15 protein-coding genes and 1 tRNA gene are annotated in these 17,628 nt (G+C 67.8%); all 16 read left to right on the forward strand.

Going from position 1 to position 17,628, the window contains the following annotated elements; genetic code table 11:
- Positions 1-17: 17 nt before the first annotated feature.
- The 16 genes from KHZ24_00455 to ispH all read left to right on the forward strand — a co-directional run bounded on the left by KHZ24_00455 (position 18) and on the right by ispH (position 17,620).
- Complete coding sequence (locus tag KHZ24_00455) at positions 18-950, forward strand: hypothetical protein (GenBank protein MBS5449676.1); 933 nt, start codon at positions 18-20, stop codon at positions 948-950.
- Positions 951-1,160: 210 nt separating this feature from the next.
- Positions 1,161-3,410 carry a hypothetical protein gene (locus KHZ24_00460; protein MBS5449677.1) on the forward strand — a complete coding sequence of 750 codons (2,250 nt, stop codon included), beginning with the start codon at positions 1,161-1,163 and terminating at the stop codon, positions 3,408-3,410.
- Positions 3,411-3,443: 33 nt separating this feature from the next.
- Positions 3,444-3,782, forward strand: coding sequence for a hypothetical protein (locus KHZ24_00465; protein MBS5449678.1), 339 nt, complete (start codon positions 3,444-3,446; stop codon positions 3,780-3,782).
- A gap of 33 nt (positions 3,783-3,815) precedes the next feature.
- The gene (locus KHZ24_00470) at positions 3,816-6,812 is read left to right on the forward strand and encodes a DUF4135 domain-containing protein (GenBank protein MBS5449679.1); all 2,997 of its coding nucleotides are present in this window, start codon (positions 3,816-3,818) and stop codon (positions 6,810-6,812) included.
- Between the two features lie 190 nt (positions 6,813-7,002).
- On the forward strand, positions 7,003-8,469 hold the full coding sequence (locus KHZ24_00475; GenBank protein MBS5449680.1) for a radical SAM protein: 1,467 nt from the start codon (positions 7,003-7,005) through the stop codon (positions 8,467-8,469).
- 54 nt (positions 8,470-8,523) lie between these two features.
- Positions 8,524-9,327: a response regulator gene (locus KHZ24_00480; GenBank protein MBS5449681.1), complete on the forward strand. Its 804-nt coding sequence runs from the start codon at positions 8,524-8,526 to the stop codon at positions 9,325-9,327.
- A gap of 113 nt (positions 9,328-9,440) precedes the next feature.
- Positions 9,441-9,516: transfer RNA gene (locus tag KHZ24_00485), tRNA-Ile, on the forward strand.
- A gap of 71 nt (positions 9,517-9,587) precedes the next feature.
- Positions 9,588-11,606, forward strand: coding sequence for an ABC-F family ATP-binding cassette domain-containing protein (locus tag KHZ24_00490; GenBank protein ID MBS5449682.1), 2,019 nt, complete (start codon positions 9,588-9,590; stop codon positions 11,604-11,606).
- Positions 11,603-11,896 carry a hypothetical protein gene (locus KHZ24_00495; protein ID MBS5449683.1) on the forward strand — a complete coding sequence of 98 codons (294 nt, stop codon included), beginning with the start codon at positions 11,603-11,605 and terminating at the stop codon, positions 11,894-11,896. The genes KHZ24_00490 and KHZ24_00495 overlap by 4 nt, the downstream gene beginning before the upstream one ends.
- Positions 11,897-11,922: 26 nt before the next feature.
- A complete protein-coding gene (locus KHZ24_00500; protein MBS5449684.1) occupies positions 11,923-12,573 on the forward strand; it encodes a site-2 protease family protein in 651 nt (216 codons plus the stop codon).
- A gap of 69 nt (positions 12,574-12,642) precedes the next feature.
- Positions 12,643-13,518 (forward strand): segregation/condensation protein A, encoded by an 876-nt coding sequence (locus KHZ24_00505; protein ID MBS5449685.1) that lies wholly within the window; start codon positions 12,643-12,645, stop codon positions 13,516-13,518.
- Positions 13,518-14,228 carry an SMC-Scp complex subunit ScpB gene (gene scpB, locus KHZ24_00510; protein MBS5449686.1) on the forward strand — a complete coding sequence of 237 codons (711 nt, stop codon included), beginning with the start codon at positions 13,518-13,520 and terminating at the stop codon, positions 14,226-14,228. The genes KHZ24_00505 and scpB overlap by 1 nt, the downstream gene beginning before the upstream one ends.
- Positions 14,229-14,311: 83 nt before the next feature.
- Entirely contained in the window at positions 14,312-15,100 is a 789-nt protein-coding gene (locus KHZ24_00515; protein MBS5449687.1) for an rRNA pseudouridine synthase, read from the forward strand.
- 57 nt (positions 15,101-15,157) lie between these two features.
- Positions 15,158-15,868: a (d)CMP kinase gene (locus KHZ24_00520; protein MBS5449688.1), complete on the forward strand. Its 711-nt coding sequence runs from the start codon at positions 15,158-15,160 to the stop codon at positions 15,866-15,868.
- Positions 15,869-15,875: 7 nt separating this feature from the next.
- Positions 15,876-16,682 (forward strand): 1-acyl-sn-glycerol-3-phosphate acyltransferase, encoded by an 807-nt coding sequence (locus KHZ24_00525; protein ID MBS5449689.1) that lies wholly within the window; start codon positions 15,876-15,878, stop codon positions 16,680-16,682.
- A 68-nt stretch (positions 16,683-16,750) separates the two neighbouring features.
- Positions 16,751-17,620, forward strand: a complete 870-nt coding sequence (gene ispH, locus KHZ24_00530) for a 4-hydroxy-3-methylbut-2-enyl diphosphate reductase (GenBank protein MBS5449690.1) — start codon at positions 16,751-16,753, stop codon at positions 17,618-17,620.
- Positions 17,621-17,628: the final 8 nt, after the last annotated feature.

Here is a 17,628-nt window from a genome sequence, read left to right on the forward strand (position 1 = left end):
CCGCAGGGAGGCGTGACGTGGGGTTTGATCCCGACCAGTTCAACGTGGGCATAGACGCGAGCGTCGCGCTCGTGAGCCTTGTGCTCGCGCTCTACCCGCACTTCACGCGCCGGCGCAACCGGGCCACGACGCACACGTTTGCCGCGCTGTGCGTCACGAACGCCGCCATGGCGCTGGCCGACCTTGTCTCATGGGTGTTCCCCCTGCCGCTGAGCGAGGGCCAGGCCGCGCTCGTGCTCGTCGGCAACTTCGTCTTCAACGGGGCCGTCGCGTTTCTGTTCCTGTTCTTTGCGCGCTACGTGCGGGCGTTTCTCGCCGAGCGTATCGAGGAGCGGGCCGGGACGGGCGACGGCCCCGCCGCGCGCGGGGTCGTCTCTGGGCAGGGGCGCTTTCCCGCCGTGCGGCTCATGCGCGCCGTGGCCGCCGTGTACTTCGTGGGCTGCGCCGTCTCCCTGCACAACCACATGTTCTTTGGCGTCGCCTCCGACACGCGGTTCTATCGTGGCGAGCTGTTCTGGCTTGCGCAGGTGTTCGTCGTGGCGCTCTACGCGTACAGCTTTTTCGTCATCGTCTTGAACCGGCGGGCACTGCGCCGCTCCGAGGCGTGGACCCTGGCGAGCTACGTGCTCGTGCCGGCGCTGGCAGAGGTCGTGCAGCTGGCGAACTTCGGCCTCGCCCTCGTGAACCTGGGCGTGCTCGTGTCACTCGTCGCGATGCTCATGTTCATCCAGACGCGGCGCGACGTCGAGATGGCGCGGCGCGAGCGCGCCATAGCCTCCGAGCGGTTGGCACTCATCGCGAACCGCATTCAGCCCGACGATATCTACAGACAGCTCGACGAGGTGCGCGAGCTGTGTGCGAGCGACCCCGACGCCGCGGCCGAGCGCATCGGGGAGTTCTCTGCCTGGCTGCGCGAGCGCATGCGCCTGCTGCGCGGTACGGGCCGCTGAGGCGCGACGCGACCCCGCGCGTGTTGTCCTTTTGTTGGCGTCGCGCGGCTAACGTTGGTTCTATCGCATACCGGGGCGTGCACCGTTGTGGTGTCGAGCTTGCCGCAGAGCGCACGCCGCATGCCGTTTGGGGCGTTGCATGCCAGCGCGCGATGCGAGGGCACATATGATCGACGCGGAGCTGAAGCCTATATGAGGAGGGCATGGAGCATGGGGATCGACGTGGAGACGGGCACGCGGGTGGGACGATGCGCGCTGCTGCGGGGCAGGGGCCGCCGCGCCGCCGTTGCCGGGCTTGCGCTGTCCGCCGTCCTGGCGGGCGGCTCGCTGGTCTTTGTCGCGTCTGGCTCGCCTGCGCCGACGGGCCCGGCCCGCGCGGGCGTCGCCCTCGCTGCAGAGGGCACGCAGCAGGGGGATGCGCCTCTGCCGGCGGAAGTGGACACTGGCCTGACGCCCACGGATGAGGACGAGGCGAGCGACGCTCCCGACGAGGCCGTGCCCGAGGACGGTGCGTCGCCTGATGGCGAAGATCCGGATGTCAGCGACCCTGTTGATCCCGCTGGTCCCACTGAGCCGGAGCCCCCTGTCGACCCTGCGCCGGATGATGGCTCGCAGGATGCTTCCGGTGACGCGGGCGAGCCTGACGTCCCCGCTGAGCCCGACGTCCCAATCGAGCCTGACGTCCCTGCGGAAGACGCCCCGACTACCCCCGACGGCTCCACCGCGGCGGACGGCGCGACGTCGGAGACTCCCGTTGCCCCAACTGACGCGGCCGGGCCTGCTGACTCCGCCCAGGTCGACGCTGTCGAACAGCCACGCACGGGTACGCGCTTCAGCTTGCTCGACGAGGGCCTGCTCACGCCGGTGCGCAACCAGTACGGCTACGACATGTGCTGGGCGTTTGCGGCCATGGCGTCGCTCGAGTCCTCCGTGCTGCGCACGACGGGCGTCTCGCTGGAGCTCTCGCCGTTCCAGGGCGCTTACTTCATGACGACGGGCGACGCCGAGTGGGAGCACGCGAGCAACGGCAACCCCTACGCCACGCCCACGCCTTACAGTGGCAACGGCTCGCCGCTCGTGCTCGCCGGCAGCCTGGCCGCGGGCAAGGGGGCGGCCGTCGTGGAGTACGGCGTCAACGACTGGGGCGACCCCGACTTCGACGAGTCGCTGCGCTACGCGAGCGACGTGCGCCTGACGGGCACGATCCCACTCTACTCGCTCGTGCCCTACTGGGAGGAGCCCGACGCTTCCTCCAAGATCGCCGTCGTCCAGGACCTCGTGCGCAACGTCGGCCCCGTCACGGCCTCGATGTGCGCCGACCAGCTCGACAACTTCAACGCAGAGCACAACTGCTTCTACGCGCCGGCAAACGCGGGCTACGCCTTCAACCACCAGGTCGTCATCGTGGGCTGGGATGACGACTACCCGCGCGAGAACTTCAACGAGGCACTGCGCCCGCAGGCCGACGGCGCGTGGCTCATCAAGAATTCGTGGGGCCCTGACCAGGGCGAGGAAGGCTACTTCTGGGTCTCCTACGAGGACCAGATGGTGCCGGAGAGCGTGCTGATGGGTGAGCTGGCGCGCGCGGGCGAGAAGACGTACCAGACCGACGTCGTGGGCTGGGAGAACTCCATCAGCGTCGACGGCAGCACCGGCGCGTACATGGCTGCTGCCTACACGAGTGACCGCGCTGAGACGCTCGACCGCGTCATGTTCGCGACGACGGGCTACTCGGCGAGCTACGACATCTCCGTCTACCGCGATCTGACTGACCCTACCGACCCTACGTCCGGCACCCTCGTCTCATCTCAGTCCGGCTATGAGGCGTCGCCGGGCCACCACACGGTCTGGCTGGACACCCCGATCGACCTGTCTGCGGGCGACAAGTTCTCCATCGTCGTACAGGTGCAGAATGCGGGCTACCCCTACCCGGTTGCCGTCGAGGCGTTCAACCCCGACCCCGAGCTTGGCGCTGCCATGCCGACGTACATGACCGTCGACGACGATGAGGAGCCTGAGCTGTGCTACGTGTCCTCCGACGGCGCGACGTGGAGAAACCCGGTCGGCTACGGGCGCGACGTGGCGCTGGGCTCAGGCGACAGCTTCTGCGTGACGGGCGTGAGCGTCAAGGGTCTCACGATGCCCCGTGAGGAGACGGTCGATCCGGATCCCGATCCTGATCCCGACCCGACGCCTGATCCCGATCCTGATCCTGATCCAACGCCCGACCCGGATCCCGACCCGACGCCTGATCCCGACCCGACGCCGGGGACGGGCGGCGACGACCAGAAGCCGACAGGCGGCTCGGGCTCCACGACGACGCCTTCGAAGGGCGACGAGCTGCCGCGGACTAGCGACGAGACGCCCGGGGCGTCGGCTGTCGCGCTGGGCGTTGCCGGGGCGGCGAGCCTCGCCGGTGCCGGTGCGGCGCTCGCCTCTCGGCGCAGGCGGCGTGCATAGCAGGACGAGACTCTGAGGGGGGAGTGCCCGAACATGGCGATGCTTGACGAGGTATACGAGAGCGTGGTGGCAAACGAGGCGCAGCGCGCGGCGTTTGTCGAGGCAAGCGCTACGGAGGAGGGGCTCGCGTCCTTTCTGGCTCAGCGCGGCTGCGAGGCGACGCCCGAGCAGGTCGCTGCCTTCCTTGCGGAGAAGCGCTCCGAGCAGGGCGAGATGTCCGACGCAGAGCTCGATGCCGTCGCCGGCGGGTGCAGCGTTGGCGAATCGCTTGTCTCCCTGCTCGCGTCGACGCTGATCTGCAAGGGACTGGCGGTGACGCGCGAGGTGTATGACAAGGGGGTTCCGGAAAACGGCGTTCGCTTCTCGGGCTAGGGGCGCGCGGGAGAGCGGCGGAGGAGACGGGCGATGGATGTCAAAGGGACGTTTGACCTGCTTGAGGAGCATCTGACGATCCCGGCTGGCCAGGCATGGACGCGCTACCTGCTGAGGTGGACGCAGTCTGCGGAGCGTGAGCTGGCCCGGCGCGACGCCACGCGGGTCCTGACGAGCCAATTCGCCCCATCCGGTCGTAGGCTGCTCCTGTTCGTGCTGTTCCGCCGCCTCATTTCTGCCGCGACCCCCGCACTTGGAGCGGAGATCGACGAGCGCCTACGCGCGCTTGGTGGCCTGCTTGTCTACGACGTGCGACTCGCGACATCCGAGCAGCGTTCCCGGGTGGCCCAGGAGCTGCTCTCAGACCTCGAGGTGGGCGCCGAGGACGGGCCTCTCGCGCGCGTGCCTTTGCTCGCCCCGCTGCTCGACCGGCTGGTCGCGCAGTTCGTCGACATGGCGCTGGAACTGGCGGGGCGGCTCGCGTGCGACAGGGTGGCGATCGTCGAAGCCCTGTTCGGCGGTGTCGACCCCGGGCCTGTCACGGCCGTCTCCTCAGATGGTGCTGACGCGCACCGCCACGGGCACGTGGCGCTCGTGCTGACGTTCCGGGACGGGCGTCGGTGCTTCTATAAGCCGCACGACTGCATGCCGGACGTGCTGTTTGCCAGCCTCGCGTCGCGCGTGCTCACCGATGACCTCGTCGTGCCGCGCACCCTGGCGCGTGGCGGCTACGGCTGGTGCGAGTTCGTCAAGTGCGCCCCTGCCTCGAGTGAGGCTGACGTGCGCGCGTACTTCCTTCGACTCGGCCGTTCGTTTGCGCTCTTGCAGGCGCTCGGCTCGGCGGACCTGCACGTTGACAACTGGCTCGCCTGTGGGGCACGCCCGGCCCTCGTCGACCTCGAGACGATTCTGTCGCCCGTGCCTCGCGTGTTCAACGACGAGACGGTGTCGCCCGATGCGTCCGGCTCAGCCGAGGACGACTTCCTGAGGGATCTCAACCTGTCGCTCATTCCGAGTTGCCTTCTGCCCAGCTCGGCAGGAGGCGTGGAGTTCAGCGTGATGCTTGCTGACGGCGAGGGACAGACATGCCTTCCCGAGCTCGACGGCCGGCGCGTGAGCGTGCTGGGATACGAAGACGTGCTCATCAAGGGATTTTCCGAGGGCTACGATCGCTGTCGTGCAGCGCGCGACGGGCTCCGCGCTGCCGTGCAAGACTTCTCCGGCACGACGATCCGGCGACTCGTGCGCAACACGAACTTCTACGCCCAGGTGCTCACCCGGATGCAAGGACGGCGGGCCCTGACGTCGCGCGAGGAGCAGGAGGGCATTGCCGCACGCGTCGAGGAGTTCTTCGTGCGCCATGGGGCTCGGCACATGCTGCCCATTGCGCGCTTCGAAGAGAAGTGCATGATGCGCGGCGATGTGCCGTACTTCTGCACCCGCGCCGACGGACTCGACCTATGCGGGGATGACGCGAGCGAAGGCGGCGTTGTCATGCCGGATTTCTTCGAGCGCAGCGCTGTCGAAGCTGCGCTCGAGCGCATCGACCGGCTGAGCGAGGCGGAGCGAGACTTCGAGGCAGGCATCCTGCGCGAGTCGCTGCGTATGGCGCTCGTGCACGTGCCCGAGAGCGAGGGTGCGCCTTCCACGTCTGCTGATGCGCCGTGCGCGCTGGAAGCTGGGGAAGCGCTGGCCGAGGCTGTCACGCTGTTCGAGGACATCGAGGCGCGCCTGCTCACGGGTCCCAGCGGAACGCGGGGCTGGATCGCGCGCAACGGCGAGCTGGAGGCGCTTGCGATCGCGCGGCCGGGCCTGGCGCAGGGCACGGGTGGCTACGGCGTGCTGTTCGCCGCGCTGGTTGGCGCCCGGGGCGTCTCCGCCGACGTGCGCCGACGGGCTCGAGAGCTGGCCGAGCTGTGCCTCGACCGGCTGGAGCTCACGCTCGAGGGCTTGGGACGGGCGCGCATCATCGCCGAGACGGCCATCCCCTTCGGCGTGACCGACGGGCTGGGAGGCGCGCTCGTGTCGCTGGCGCACATGGAGCGCCGCCTGCGCGACGGCCGCGCCCGGGAGCTGGCAGCGCGCATATTCGCCCTGCTGGATCGCGCCGACATCGAGGGCGCGAAGCAGCCCGACGCCTACGCGGGCCTGGCGGGGCTCATCCTCGGCATCGACGCCTGTATCCCGCTGTTTATGGTTGGCGATGCCGGCGACGCCCGCGTCGCGCCGGAGGCGGAGCTCGCCCTGCGCGGGGCGCGCGAGGCCACTCGGCGCGCGTCGGCACGCCTGCTCGAGCTGCGCGCGCTGCCCGATCCCACGGCCGCGGACGGCCCGTCTGCCGAGGCACCCCTGCTGTGGGACACGTTGGGCAAGGGGCGCCCCGCTGGCGGGGCGGCGCACGGCATGATCGGCATCGCAGCGGCCCTTCTTGCAGCTTCCGATCTGACGGGCGACTCGACGCTTGCGGGTCCTGCCCTGGACGCGCTGGCGTTCGAGCATCGCACGTACTCCGAGAAGTTGGGTACCTGGCCGGACTTCCGCGTTTTGGCGCATCCCAGCTCCGCGATGCACGGTCTGTGCTCCGGTGCTCCCGGTGAGGGGTTGGCGCTGCTGTTCTGCCGTGATCGCCTCGCTCGTCTGGCGGATCCAGCCTCTCTGGGCGATCCCGAGGCAACTGCCTTCCTGGGCGAGGACATCTCGCGCGCCGTTGAGGCCTGCCTGTCGCACGAGGCGATGGAGCGCGACCACCTCTGCTGCGGGAATGCCGCCTCCGTCGAATTCCTGCTAGAGGTCGCGCGCATTGGAGGCGGCGCCGCGACCGGCGGGGGAGTGCCGGGCCTTGCCAGTCGCGTGGAATCGTGCCGGGCCCGAGCTGCGGAGTTGCTTGCCGTCGGCCGGGCGCGAGGCTGGCGCCTACTGCCGCGTGGCTATCGCGACATTCCTGATATGAGCCTGCTGTATGGCCGCTCTGGTGTGGGGTACGAGCTGCTGCGCCTTGCTGAGCCGACACTGCCGCCCCTTCTGTTTTGACGCGTGCCGAATACCTTGCCCAGAGAGGGCGGCTCCCATCGACCTGCCGGCGCCGGAAAGCGGTCCGAACGTGCTGTCATGCGGTTCGAACGCAGGGGTAGCTGCCTGCCGTGTTGTACTTCTGTTGCCATGAGCTATATAAGGTTTAAGTAATCGCTGCTCATAAGGCTCGCATGGGGGAGGGGCTCACATGAAGTGCGTGCTGAACAAGGGCATCGCCCTGCGCTCGTGGGAGCGCATACCGTGGTCGTGCTACGTCTGGGGTCATACGGTCCCCCAGCGTCTCGAACCCGAGATGTTTGAGCTGCTGTCGAGCTGCGACGGTACGCACGATCTCGACCCCTCTCCGCAGCTCGATGCCCTGATTGCACAGGGAATCGTCCATGAGGCGGCCAGGGGGGAGACGTGGGACTCGTGGTGCGCGCCGCGCTCGTACAAGAACCGCCTGTTCCACAGCCTGAACTGGGCCATCACGGGCCGCTGCAACTACCGCTGCCGGCACTGCTTCATGGCGGCGGACAACGGCCCCATGCTTGGCCAGTTCACGTGGGATGAGTGTCTGGCGCTGCTCGACGAGTGCGAGGCCGTCGGCATCCAGTCGCTGACGCTGACCGGTGGCGAGCCGCTGCTCCACCCGCACTTCATGGACCTGATCCGCGAGTGTGCGCGGCGTCGCATCACCGTGGGAGAGATAAACACGAACGGCAGCCTGCTCACGGCCGAGATGCTCGACGAGATACACGCGCTCGGTCAGGACCCCGAGATAAAGGTCAGCTTCGACGGCATCGGCCACCACGACTGGCTGCGCGGCGTCGACGGCGCTGAGGACGAGGCGCTGTCCGCGATGCGTCTGGCCAAGGAGCGCGGCTTCAAGGTTCGCTCCCAGACGAACGTCCATCACGGCAACCTTGACGCCATGCGCGATACCGTGCGCCTGCTCGACGATATGGGCGTCGACGAGGTGCGCATCATCCGCACGACGGAGACGCCACGCTGGCGCGAGAACAGCGACGACGCAACGCTCGGCATCATCGAGTACTACGATGCGATGCGCGACTTGACAGCCCAGCTGCTCGCCGATGACCTGTCCATCGCCGTCGACGTGTGGCAGTTCGCCTATTGGAACCCGCGACGGGGCACGTATGCCTTCCATCCTGCGCAGATAGCTTGCAGCAGATATCGCGATGAGATACCGGCGTGCAAGGGGGCCCGCGGCGACGTGGCGGTGTCGTTCAACGGCGAGATCTACCCGTGCAACCAGACGTCGGGCACGTTCGCGGCCATGGGGAAGAGCTTCGGCAACGTCCACACGACACCCCTGCGCAAGCTGTTGTCCGGCGGGGAGTACTATGACACGGTGATGCTGCCCGTCAGCGAGATCCGCGCGCACAACGAGGCGCCGTGCAGCGCCTGTCCGTGGTGGCGCGTCTGCGGCGGGGGATGCCGGGCTATCGCCCTTGCGTTCACGAAGGACTACCGTCGCTTCGACCCGGCGAAGTGCGCGTTTTTTGCCGGTGGGTACATCGCCCAGTTCGACGAGCTGTTCGCCCGGGCGCCGCGGGCCTATCGCTGCATCAACGACCTGGGTGACCTGCCTCGTTCGGGCGATGCAGCGCTGATGGAGCGTGTCGTAAAGCAGCTCGGGCCCTACGCATGATGTCCCTTCGTGTGCGGAGGGTGCGATGAGACACGGGGGAGAGGGACGCGCGTCATGACGGTCATCGTGGTCGACGACGAGGAGCTGGCACGTCAGGACCTCATGCGGACGCTCGAGGTGGTTGACCCCGGGTGCGAGGTTCAGGGGTTTGCGCTTCCGCGCGATGTGCTCGCTTTTGCGCAAGATACCAAGGTCGACGTCGCGTTCCTCGACATCGAAATGCCCGGCATGAACGGCTTGGAGCTGGCAAAGCGCCTGAAAGACCTCTGGCCCGACGTCCACATCATATTTGCGACGAGCTACGAAAACTACGCGGTCGACGCGTTCGCGCTGCACGCGACGGGCTACTTGCTCAAGCCGGTGCGCCGCGAGGAGCTGGCGCGCGAGCTGACGTTCGTGTACGGAAGGCTCGTCGCCGCGCCGGGCGCCCTGCTTGAGGTCAAGACGTTCGGCGGGTTTGCCGTGAGTGCGGGCGGCGTGCCGCTCGTGTTTCGCCGATCGAAGGCGAAGGAACTGCTCGCGCTGCTCGTCGATCGCCGGGGCGGGGCCCTGACGCTGCGCGACGCGTGCGCCTACCTGTGGGAGGACGAGCCTTTCACGAAGTCACAGCGGAGCTACTACCAGAACATCGTCTCCGACCTGCGGACGACGCTGCAGGAGGCCGGTGCGGGCGACGTGCTCGTGAAGTCGTGGAACAGCCTGGCCATCGCGCCGGGACTGCTCGACTGCGACTCGTACCGATTCCTGGAGGGCGACCCCATAGCGGTGAACTCCTACCACAACGACTACCTGCCGGAGTATCCCTGGTCCGAGTTCTCCGTCGCACGCTTCGACGCCGCTCGCCGCGAGCACGGATAACGGCTCGTGCGTCTTTCTTGCAGGTACGATACGTGCGACAGAAGGGGCCCGGCCTTCGGTATCATGTCCGGGTGGCTGGCATGTGCGCGTTCGCCGCGTGTCGGCAGCCCCACGGGCCCATGGCGCAACGGTTAGCGCAGGGGACTCATAATCCCTGGGTTGGGGGTTCGAATCCCTCTGGGCCCACCATGTTTTCGTAGTATAGGCCGGGGCGCTCTCGAGCGTTTCGGCCTTTTTCGTATGAAGGGCGTGTGCCTCCCATGATCGTTCAGGCAGATAGGCTCGCCAAGTCGTTCGGCGCGCAGGATCTCTTCTCGAACGCGTCGTTTCAGATCAACGCGCGCGAGCGCTACGCCCTCGTCGGCCCCAACGGTGCCGGCAAGTCGACGATGCTCAAGATCATCATGGGGAAGGAATCGCCCGACGAGGGCAACGTCTACTTTGCCAAGGGAGTGAGCGTCGGGTACCTCGAGCAGGAGGCCATCGAGATCAAGGGGCGCTCTGTGCTCGAGGAGGTGCTCTCGTCCGCCAAGGAGATCCGTGCGCTTGAGAAGCGTGTCTCTGAGCTGGAGCACGCCCTGTCCGACCCGGCGAACGAAGCCGATCACGAGCAGCTGCTCGAGGAGTACGGCCGCGTTCACGAGCGCTTCGAGGCGGCTGGCGGCTACGAGATTGAGACGCGCGCCAAGACGATCCTCACGGGCCTCGGCTTTCCGATGGACGACCTCTCGCGCGACGTCGCCGAGTTCTCCGGCGGCTGGCAGATGCGCATCCAGCTCTCGAAGCTGCTGCTGCGCCACCCCGACCTCATACTGCTCGATGAGCCGACAAACCACCTCGACCTCGCCAGCGTCAAGTGGCTCGAGAGCTTCCTTACGAGCTACGACGGCGCCATCCTCATCGTGAGCCACGACCGCGCCTTCCTCGACGGCATGGTTAACCACGTCGCCGCGCTCGAGCACGGGCGGCTCACAACGTACGTCGGCAACTACTCCGCCTACATACGCCAGCGTGAGGAGCATATCGAGCAGCTCAGGGCGGCAAAGGCCGAGCAGGACCGCGAGATCGCCCACCTGGAGGAGTTCGTCGAGAAGTTCCGCTACAAAGCCACGAAGGCCCGTCAGGCACAGGATCGTCTCAAGAAGCTTGAAAAGCTGCAGGCCGAGCGCATCGTGCTTCCTGAGGAGCAGAAGAAGGTGCACTTCCGCTTTCCCCAGCCGCCGCGTACATCTGACCTTGTCATCGAGCTTAAGGGTGTGTCAAAGAGCTACGGCGAAAAGCATGTGTACAAGGACGTTGACCTCAAGCTCTACCGAGGCATGAGGGTTGCGCTCGTCGGCCCCAACGGCGCTGGCAAGTCGACGCTCATGAAGATCATTGCCCATGACATCGAGCCGGATACGGGAACCCGAACGCTCGGGACGAACGTGAGTGTTGCGTACTACGCGCAGCACCAGCTCGAAGAGCTTAACCTCAAGAATACGGTTATGCAGGAGATGGACCGCTCGGCGACGGGCTGGACGTCCTCCGAGGAGCGGCAGCTGCTCGGTGCCTTCCTGTTCAAGGGCGATGACATCGACAAGAAGGTCTCCGTGCTGTCCGGTGGCGAGAAGGCGCGCCTCGCCCTGGCAAAGATGCTCGTGGCGCCCACGCCCCTGTTGTGCCTCGACGAGCCGACGAACCACCTGGACATCAACTCCGTCGACGTGCTCGAGGACGCACTGCGCTCGTTTGACGGCACCATCGTCCTCATCACGCACGACCGTCACCTCATCCGCGCCGTCGCGAACGTCATCGTCGAGGTCAAGGACGGTGGCGTGACGGTCTACGAGGGAGACTACGACTACTACCTGTGGAAGTCGGAGCAGCTCGCCGCGGCCCAGGACGACGCTCCCGACGCCCCTGGCAAGGCTCGCCCGGGTCAGGGCAAGGGCGCCGCCCCTGCGCCCACGTCGGCGTCTGCCGTGCTCTCCGAGGATCGCTCGGGCCACAAGTCAAAGGAGCAGCGCCGGGCCGAGGCGCAGGCGCGCGCCGAGATCAACAAGCGCCTGGGCACGGAGAAGCGCAAGCTCGCCAAGCTTGAGAAGGATATGGCTGCGGCTCAGGCACGCTACGACGAGCTCGTTGCCCTCATGGCCTCGGAGCAGCTCTACGAGGACAAGGCTGCGTTCGACAAGGCCATGGCGGAGTATTCGACGCTCAAGCCGCGCCTTGCCAAGCTCGAGGAGGAGTGGCTCGAGCTGTCCGCGCTCATCGAGGAGGAGCAGGCCAAGATATGATGAGACACGCGCTGTCGGTTGCGCTGTACGTGCTCGCCTGCGCCCTGCTCGTGGGCAGCCTCCTCATGCTGCTGCTCGTTGTCACGCTGCTGTTTGCGGGCGTTGCGCTCACGCTGGGCATCACGCCGCTCGCCATTGAGATTACGCGGGCGATCCCGGCATCGCTTGCCATGTTCGGCGTCGTCGCGTCGCCGTTTGGCGGCGTGTTCCGCACCGACTTCCTCATCGTGGCCGTCGTCCTGCTCGTTGCCGCCAAGATTGCCCATCGCCTAGCAAAGGGGCTCTCATGAACAACCTCTCGCTCGAGAACATCCTCATGATCCTCATCCAGCTCGTCGTCGTGGTGTTCTCCATCATGGTGCACGAGGTGTCTCACGGGTACATGGCGTACCGTCTTGGCGACCCCACCGCCAAGCGGGCGGGTCGTCTGACGCTCAACCCCACGAAGCACCTCGACCCGTTCGGCTCCGTGCTGCTGCCCCTGCTCATGTCCTTTGCGGGCGGACCCGTGTTCGCCTACGCTAAGCCTGTGCCGTACAACCCTGTGTACTTCAAGCGACGCAAGCGCGACGAGCTGTTCGTTGCTTTTGCCGGCCCGGCCTCCAACCTGCTCATGGCGTTCGTGGGCGTCGGCATCGCCCAGGGCGTCCAGCTGCTCGCCCCCCACGTGAGCTACGGGTTTGTCGACGTGCTGAGCTGGATCTACACGGTTGGCTACGTCATCTGCCTCGTCAACATGGTGCTGCTGTTCTTCAACATCATCCCGCTGCCGCCGCTTGATGGCTCGTCCATCATCGGTGCCGTTCTTCCCGAGCGCTACATGAACACGTACTACAAGGTGAAGTCGTACTCGATGTTCATCCTGCTTGTCCTGCTGTTCCTCGTTCCCATGATCACGCCCTGGGATCCCCTGGGCTGGTATATGCGGCACACCGCCTACGCTCTCACGTTCACGCTCATAGCGTAAACGTGAGAGTGAGGGTTTTGATTCGCTGGTTGTTTCGTCATGAGATAAAGGTCGAGTGGAGGTGGAGACTTGGGCTACAGCGTATCGACTCAGGGGTTTGAGGGACCCTTTGACCTGCTGCTGCAGCTCGTTGCGCGTCAAAAGGTCGACATAGGCGCTGTCTCCGTCTCCGACATCGCAGGGCAGTATCTCGACGAGGTCCGGCGCATGGGCGATCTCGACCTCGAGGTCGCGAGCGACTTCGTGCTCGTGGCATCGACGCTTCTCTACCTTAAGGCCGTCTCGCTGGCGCCCTCAGACGAGCCCACGGCGCGTGCGGACGACGACGAGCTTGGGGAGCTCTCGGCCGACGAGCTGCGCGATGTGCTCGTTGCCCGCCTCGTCGCGTACCGCACGTTTCGTGGCGCTGCCCTGTCGCTGGGCGCGCGCGCCGAGGCCGAGGGCCACATGCACGCGCGCACTGCCGGGCCCGGCCCCGAGTTCTCCGGGCTCATGCCGGATTACCTCGAGGGCGTTCCCCTGCCGACGCTCGCGACGATCTGTGCGAAGTTCCTGGCGCGCCGCGAGACGTTTCTGCTCGAGAGCGAGCACATCGCCGCGAAGCGCATCCCGCTCGAGGTGCGCGTCGAGCAGGTCGACCGCATCATCCGCAGCCGTGGCCACATGACGTTTACCGAGCTCCTCGACGGTGACGTCTCTGTGGAGGGGCGCGTCGTAAACTTCCTTGCCCTGCTTGAGCTGTATAAGCGCAACTCCGTGCGCCTGACGCAGGAGGAGCTGTTCGGCGCCATCCTCATCGATCCCGTTGAGGGGGCGCGGGCGTTCATCGCCGCGGAGAACGCCGGCGAGCTATCGAGCGCCGGAGAGGTCGCTGCGGACGGGGGAGACGCACCGGGGGAGCAGATGGCTGGCGACACTGACGGTTTTGTAGGGGAGGGACGCTGATGGAGGAGCTTGAGGCCCTGGGGCCCGATGACGTGCGCGGGGCGCTCGAGGCGATGCTGCTCGTGTCCGTCGACCCGGTGAGCGCCGCGACGCTGGCAAAGGCCGTGGGCGTCACGCCGGGCCAGGCGCAGGAGGCGCTCGCCCGTCTGTCGGCCGAGTACGCTGACGCGGGGCGCGGCATCCAGCTGCGCGAGGTGGCCGGTGGCTGGCGCCTCTACACGCACCCGGCCCACCACGAACTCGTCGAGGCATACATCCAGTCATGGGACACGCACCGCCTGACGCAGGCGGCTCTGGAGACCCTGGCCGTCGTGGCATACAATCAGCCGGCGACGCGCGAGGGCGTGCGCGCCGTGCGCGGCGTCAACTCGGACAGCGCCATCTCGTCGCTCGTCGACAAGGGCCTCGTGCGCGAGATGGGGCGCAGCGAAAGCGGTGCCATCCTGTACGGAACGACGCAGGCGTTTCTCGAGAAGTTCGGCCTGCGCTCGACGCGCGAGCTGCCGCCGCTCGAGCAGTTCGCCCCCGACGAGGAGACGCGGCAGCTCATTCGCGACCGCCTGTCGGGCCAGCGCTCGCAGGCGACGCTCGACGAGCTGGACGAGGACGTGTCCGACGAGGACGACTGGCCCGAGCCCACGGGCGAGCAGGCGGGCGTAGACGAGGGCGTGCCAACGGATGGGCCCGACGAGGAAGGGGAGCCGCGATGATGCAGGAGCGCGACGAAAGGCGGGGCGGGATGTCCGCCGCCTCTGACGAGCAGACGTGGCCGGAGGGCGATCGCCTCGTCCCAATGCGCCTGCAGAAGTTCCTCGCCAGGGCAGGCGTCGCGTCGCGCCGCGGCTCGGAGGATCTCATGACGGCCGGGCGCGTGTGCGTCAACGGGCGCGTCGCGACGGAGCTGGGCACGAAGGTCGACCCGCGCACCGACGTCGTCGAGGTGGACGGCATGCGCGTCAGCATCGCCGACGGTAGCGCCTACCTCGTGCTCAACAAGCCGAAGGGCGTCATCACGACCATGGACGACCCGCACGGGCGCGACACGGTCGTGCCGTATGTGCCCACACAGCGCTTCCCGGGCCTGTTCCCCGTGGGTCGGCTCGATATGGACACGACGGGCGTGCTCTTGTTCACGACGGACGGAGATCTGGCCGCGCGACTGCTCCATCCCAGCTCCCACGTCGTAAAGACGTACCACGCGGTCGTGAGCGGCCACGTCGAGGAGCGCGACCTCGACCCGATCCGCAACGGCATCGAACTCGACGACGGCCCCTGCGTGCCTGCGCGTGCCCGCACGCTCAGCGAGCGCGAGGCAGAAGACGTCTCGCGCGGCGGCCTGCAGCGCGACGAGTCCGCCGTGGAGATCGCCATCACGGAGGGCCGCAAGCGCGAGGTCAAGCGCATGCTCGGCGCCATCGGCCATCCGGTGCTCGAGCTGAACCGCGTGAGCTTCGGGCCCATTACGGCGCAGGGCCTCGAACTTGGGTCGTGGCGCCTGCTGAGCACGGCCGAGGTCGACGCCCTGCGCGAGATGACGCGCGGCAAGGGCGCCCGGACGTGGGGCTCATCGGCGTCCCGATAGGTCTTCCCGCACCTCCTCACCTGCCAACCTTTTTGAGCAAGGGACGGTTATCAACCCATGATCGTTGCCATCGACGGGCCTGCCGGCTCGGGAAAGTCCACCGTGGCGCGCCTCATCGCGCGCGACCGCGGTTTCACGTACCTTGACACGGGCGCCATGTACCGCGCCGTCGCCCTGCTTGCCCTGCAGCGCGGCATCGACCTTGACGACGAAGATGCCGTCATCGCGGTCGCCCAGGCGGAGCCCGTGAGCTTCGGGCGCGCCGAGGACGGCGGCCAGAGCGTCTCCATCGCGGGCCAGGACGTCACGGCCGCCATCCGCACGCCCGAGGTCGACGCAAGCGTGTCGCGCGTCGCGAGCATCCCGGGCGTTCGCAGCGAGATGGTGCGTCAGCAGCGGGCGCTGTCCGGCACGGACGACGTCGTGGCTGAGGGGCGCGACATCGGCACCGTTGTGTTCCCGCAGGCACAGGTGAAGGTATTCCTGACGGCGTCTCCCGAGACGCGCGCCCACCGTCGCGCCGACCAGCGTCGAGCCGACGCGGCCCAGGCGGCGGAGCCTGTCGATGAACGCGCCGTGCTCGAGGCGATCCTACGCCGCGACGAGGCCGACTCCAACCGCGCCACCGCCCCGCTGCGCCCTGCGGAGGACGCCGTGCACGTCGACTCGTCGGCCGCGACCATCAACGAGGTCGTCTCGCGCATCGGTGCCCTCATCGACGCGGCTCGCGCCGCCGAGGGTGCGTCCTGCTTGCCTGAAAGGGGCTGATGCGACGATGGAGGCCGAGAGCAAGAAGGCGTTTTCCTCGCTCGATGACTACTACGAGAGCCCGGTGCGCGATTTCCCGCTGACCGGCCGCATCCTGCTGCGCGTAGCCGTTGCGGTTGTCACGCTGTTCAGCAAGCTGTACTGGCGCTGGACGTCCGAGGGCCCGAACGGCTTTGCCGGCGTAGCGAAAGACGCGCCTGGCCGCGTCGTCGTCGCCAACCACGGCTCCATGTTCGATCCGGTCGTGCTCATCCTCGACGCCGTGGCACACGGGCGCGTCCTGCGCCCGCTCTACAAGAGCGAGTTTGACAAGAGCGGCTTCGTGACGTGGTTCTTCAGCCGCGTCGGTGCCATCCCCATCAAGCGTGACACGGCCGACATGAAGGCCATCAAGCGTGCGGTGGCGGCGTTGAAGCGCGGCGAGGACATCTGCATCTTCCCCGAGGGCACGCGCATCCGCGACCCCCACGCCCGCCCGCCGCTGCACGGTGGCTTCGCGATCATCGCGCAGATGGCCAAGGCGCAGGTCGTGCCCGTTGCCATCGACGGCAGCGACGAGATCTGCCCGAGCGGCAAGGGCTTCTCACGTCCTGCCAAGGTTCGTCTGCGCTACGGCGAGCCCCTGACGTTCGAGCAGGTGGGAGGCGGTAGCCGCCGCGAGCAGGCCGACGCCATGGAGCAGGCCGCCATGCAGCGCGTCTACGAACTGCGCAGCGAGGTGCGGCTCGCGCACGGCAAGGATGCCGCCCTGCCTTCGGGCAAGGCGCAGGAACAGGGGAGCGCTGCAGGAGCCGACGAGGACGGGGCGCGGTGATGGGGCCGGGCAGGCAGGGGGATCGTCCGGGAGTCGCGGAGCCCGACGAAGAGGGCGCGCGCCTCGGCATGGAGGTGCGCGTTGCCGCTCAGGCAGGCGCCTGCTACGGCGTCGAGCGGGCGCTGCGCATGGTCGACGAGGCCGTCGGGCAGGCGAGGGACCGCGGGGACGACACTCAGGTGCGCACGCTCGGCCCGCTCATCCACAACCCGCAGGTCGTCGAGCGCCTGGCGAGCTCGGGCGTCGTGGCCGTGGCCTCGCCCGACGAGCTCCCGGCCGGCGGTGTGGCCGTCATCCGCAGCCACGGCGTGTCCCCCGAGGTCGTCGACGCCGTACGCGCACGGGGCTGCTCCGTCGTGGACGCGACGTGCCCGCACGTCAAGAAGGCACACGAGGCGGCGCGCCAGCTCGCCGAGCAGGGCTACCAGGTGCTCATCGTCGGCGAGGCGGGCCATCCCGAGGTCGAGGGCATCCTGGGCAACGCCGGCCCCAATGCGCTCGTCGTCGACGACGCGGCCGCCCTTGACGGCGTGCGGCTCGGCCCGCGCGTCGGCATCGTCGTGCAGACGACGCAGTCGGCGGCGCTGCTGGGCGCCGTCGTGGCGGCCGTAGCGACGCGGGCCCGCGAGACGCGCGTACTCAACACGATCTGCTCTGCCACGGCAAAGCGCCAGCAGGCGGCGACGACGCTCGCCCGCGACGCCGACGTCATGGTCGTCATCGGCGGCAAGAACTCCGGCAACACGCGCCGGCTCGCCGAGGTCTGCTCTGGCGCTTGCCCGCGTACGCACCACATCGAGGCGGCGGACGAGCTGGACCCAGCGTGGTTTGCCGGCGCGCGTCTCGTCGGCGTGACGGCCGGCGCCTCGACGCCCGCCGAGCAGATCGCCTCCGTCTGCGCCGTGCTCGAGGCGCTACCCGGTGCCTGGCGCGCATGAGAGAGGTT

It is taken from the genome of Coriobacteriia bacterium (assembly GCA_018368455.1).
GTDB lineage: Bacteria > Actinomycetota > Coriobacteriia > Coriobacteriales > UMGS124 > JAGZEG01.

Coding starts and splice junctions, on each gene's coding strand:
- KHZ24_00460 (MBS5449677.1), top strand. CDS start 1,161: ATGGGGATCGACGTGGAGACGGGCACGCGGGTGGGACGATGCGCGCTG.
- KHZ24_00465 (MBS5449678.1), top strand. CDS start 3,444: ATGGCGATGCTTGACGAGGTATACGAGAGCGTGGTGGCAAACGAGGCG.
- KHZ24_00470 (MBS5449679.1), top strand. CDS start 3,816: ATGGATGTCAAAGGGACGTTTGACCTGCTTGAGGAGCATCTGACGATC.
- KHZ24_00475 (MBS5449680.1), top strand. CDS start 7,003: ATGAAGTGCGTGCTGAACAAGGGCATCGCCCTGCGCTCGTGGGAGCGC.
- KHZ24_00480 (MBS5449681.1), top strand. CDS start 8,524: ATGACGGTCATCGTGGTCGACGACGAGGAGCTGGCACGTCAGGACCTC.
- KHZ24_00490 (MBS5449682.1), top strand. CDS start 9,588: ATGATCGTTCAGGCAGATAGGCTCGCCAAGTCGTTCGGCGCGCAGGAT.
- KHZ24_00495 (MBS5449683.1), top strand. CDS start 11,603: ATGATGAGACACGCGCTGTCGGTTGCGCTGTACGTGCTCGCCTGCGCC.
- KHZ24_00500 (MBS5449684.1), top strand. CDS start 11,923: ATGATCCTCATCCAGCTCGTCGTCGTGGTGTTCTCCATCATGGTGCAC.
- scpB (MBS5449686.1), top strand. CDS start 13,518: ATGGAGGAGCTTGAGGCCCTGGGGCCCGATGACGTGCGCGGGGCGCTC.
- KHZ24_00515 (MBS5449687.1), top strand. CDS start 14,312: ATGCGCCTGCAGAAGTTCCTCGCCAGGGCAGGCGTCGCGTCGCGCCGC.
- KHZ24_00520 (MBS5449688.1), top strand. CDS start 15,158: ATGATCGTTGCCATCGACGGGCCTGCCGGCTCGGGAAAGTCCACCGTG.
- KHZ24_00525 (MBS5449689.1), top strand. CDS start 15,876: ATGGAGGCCGAGAGCAAGAAGGCGTTTTCCTCGCTCGATGACTACTAC.
- ispH (MBS5449690.1), top strand. CDS start 16,751: ATGGAGGTGCGCGTTGCCGCTCAGGCAGGCGCCTGCTACGGCGTCGAG.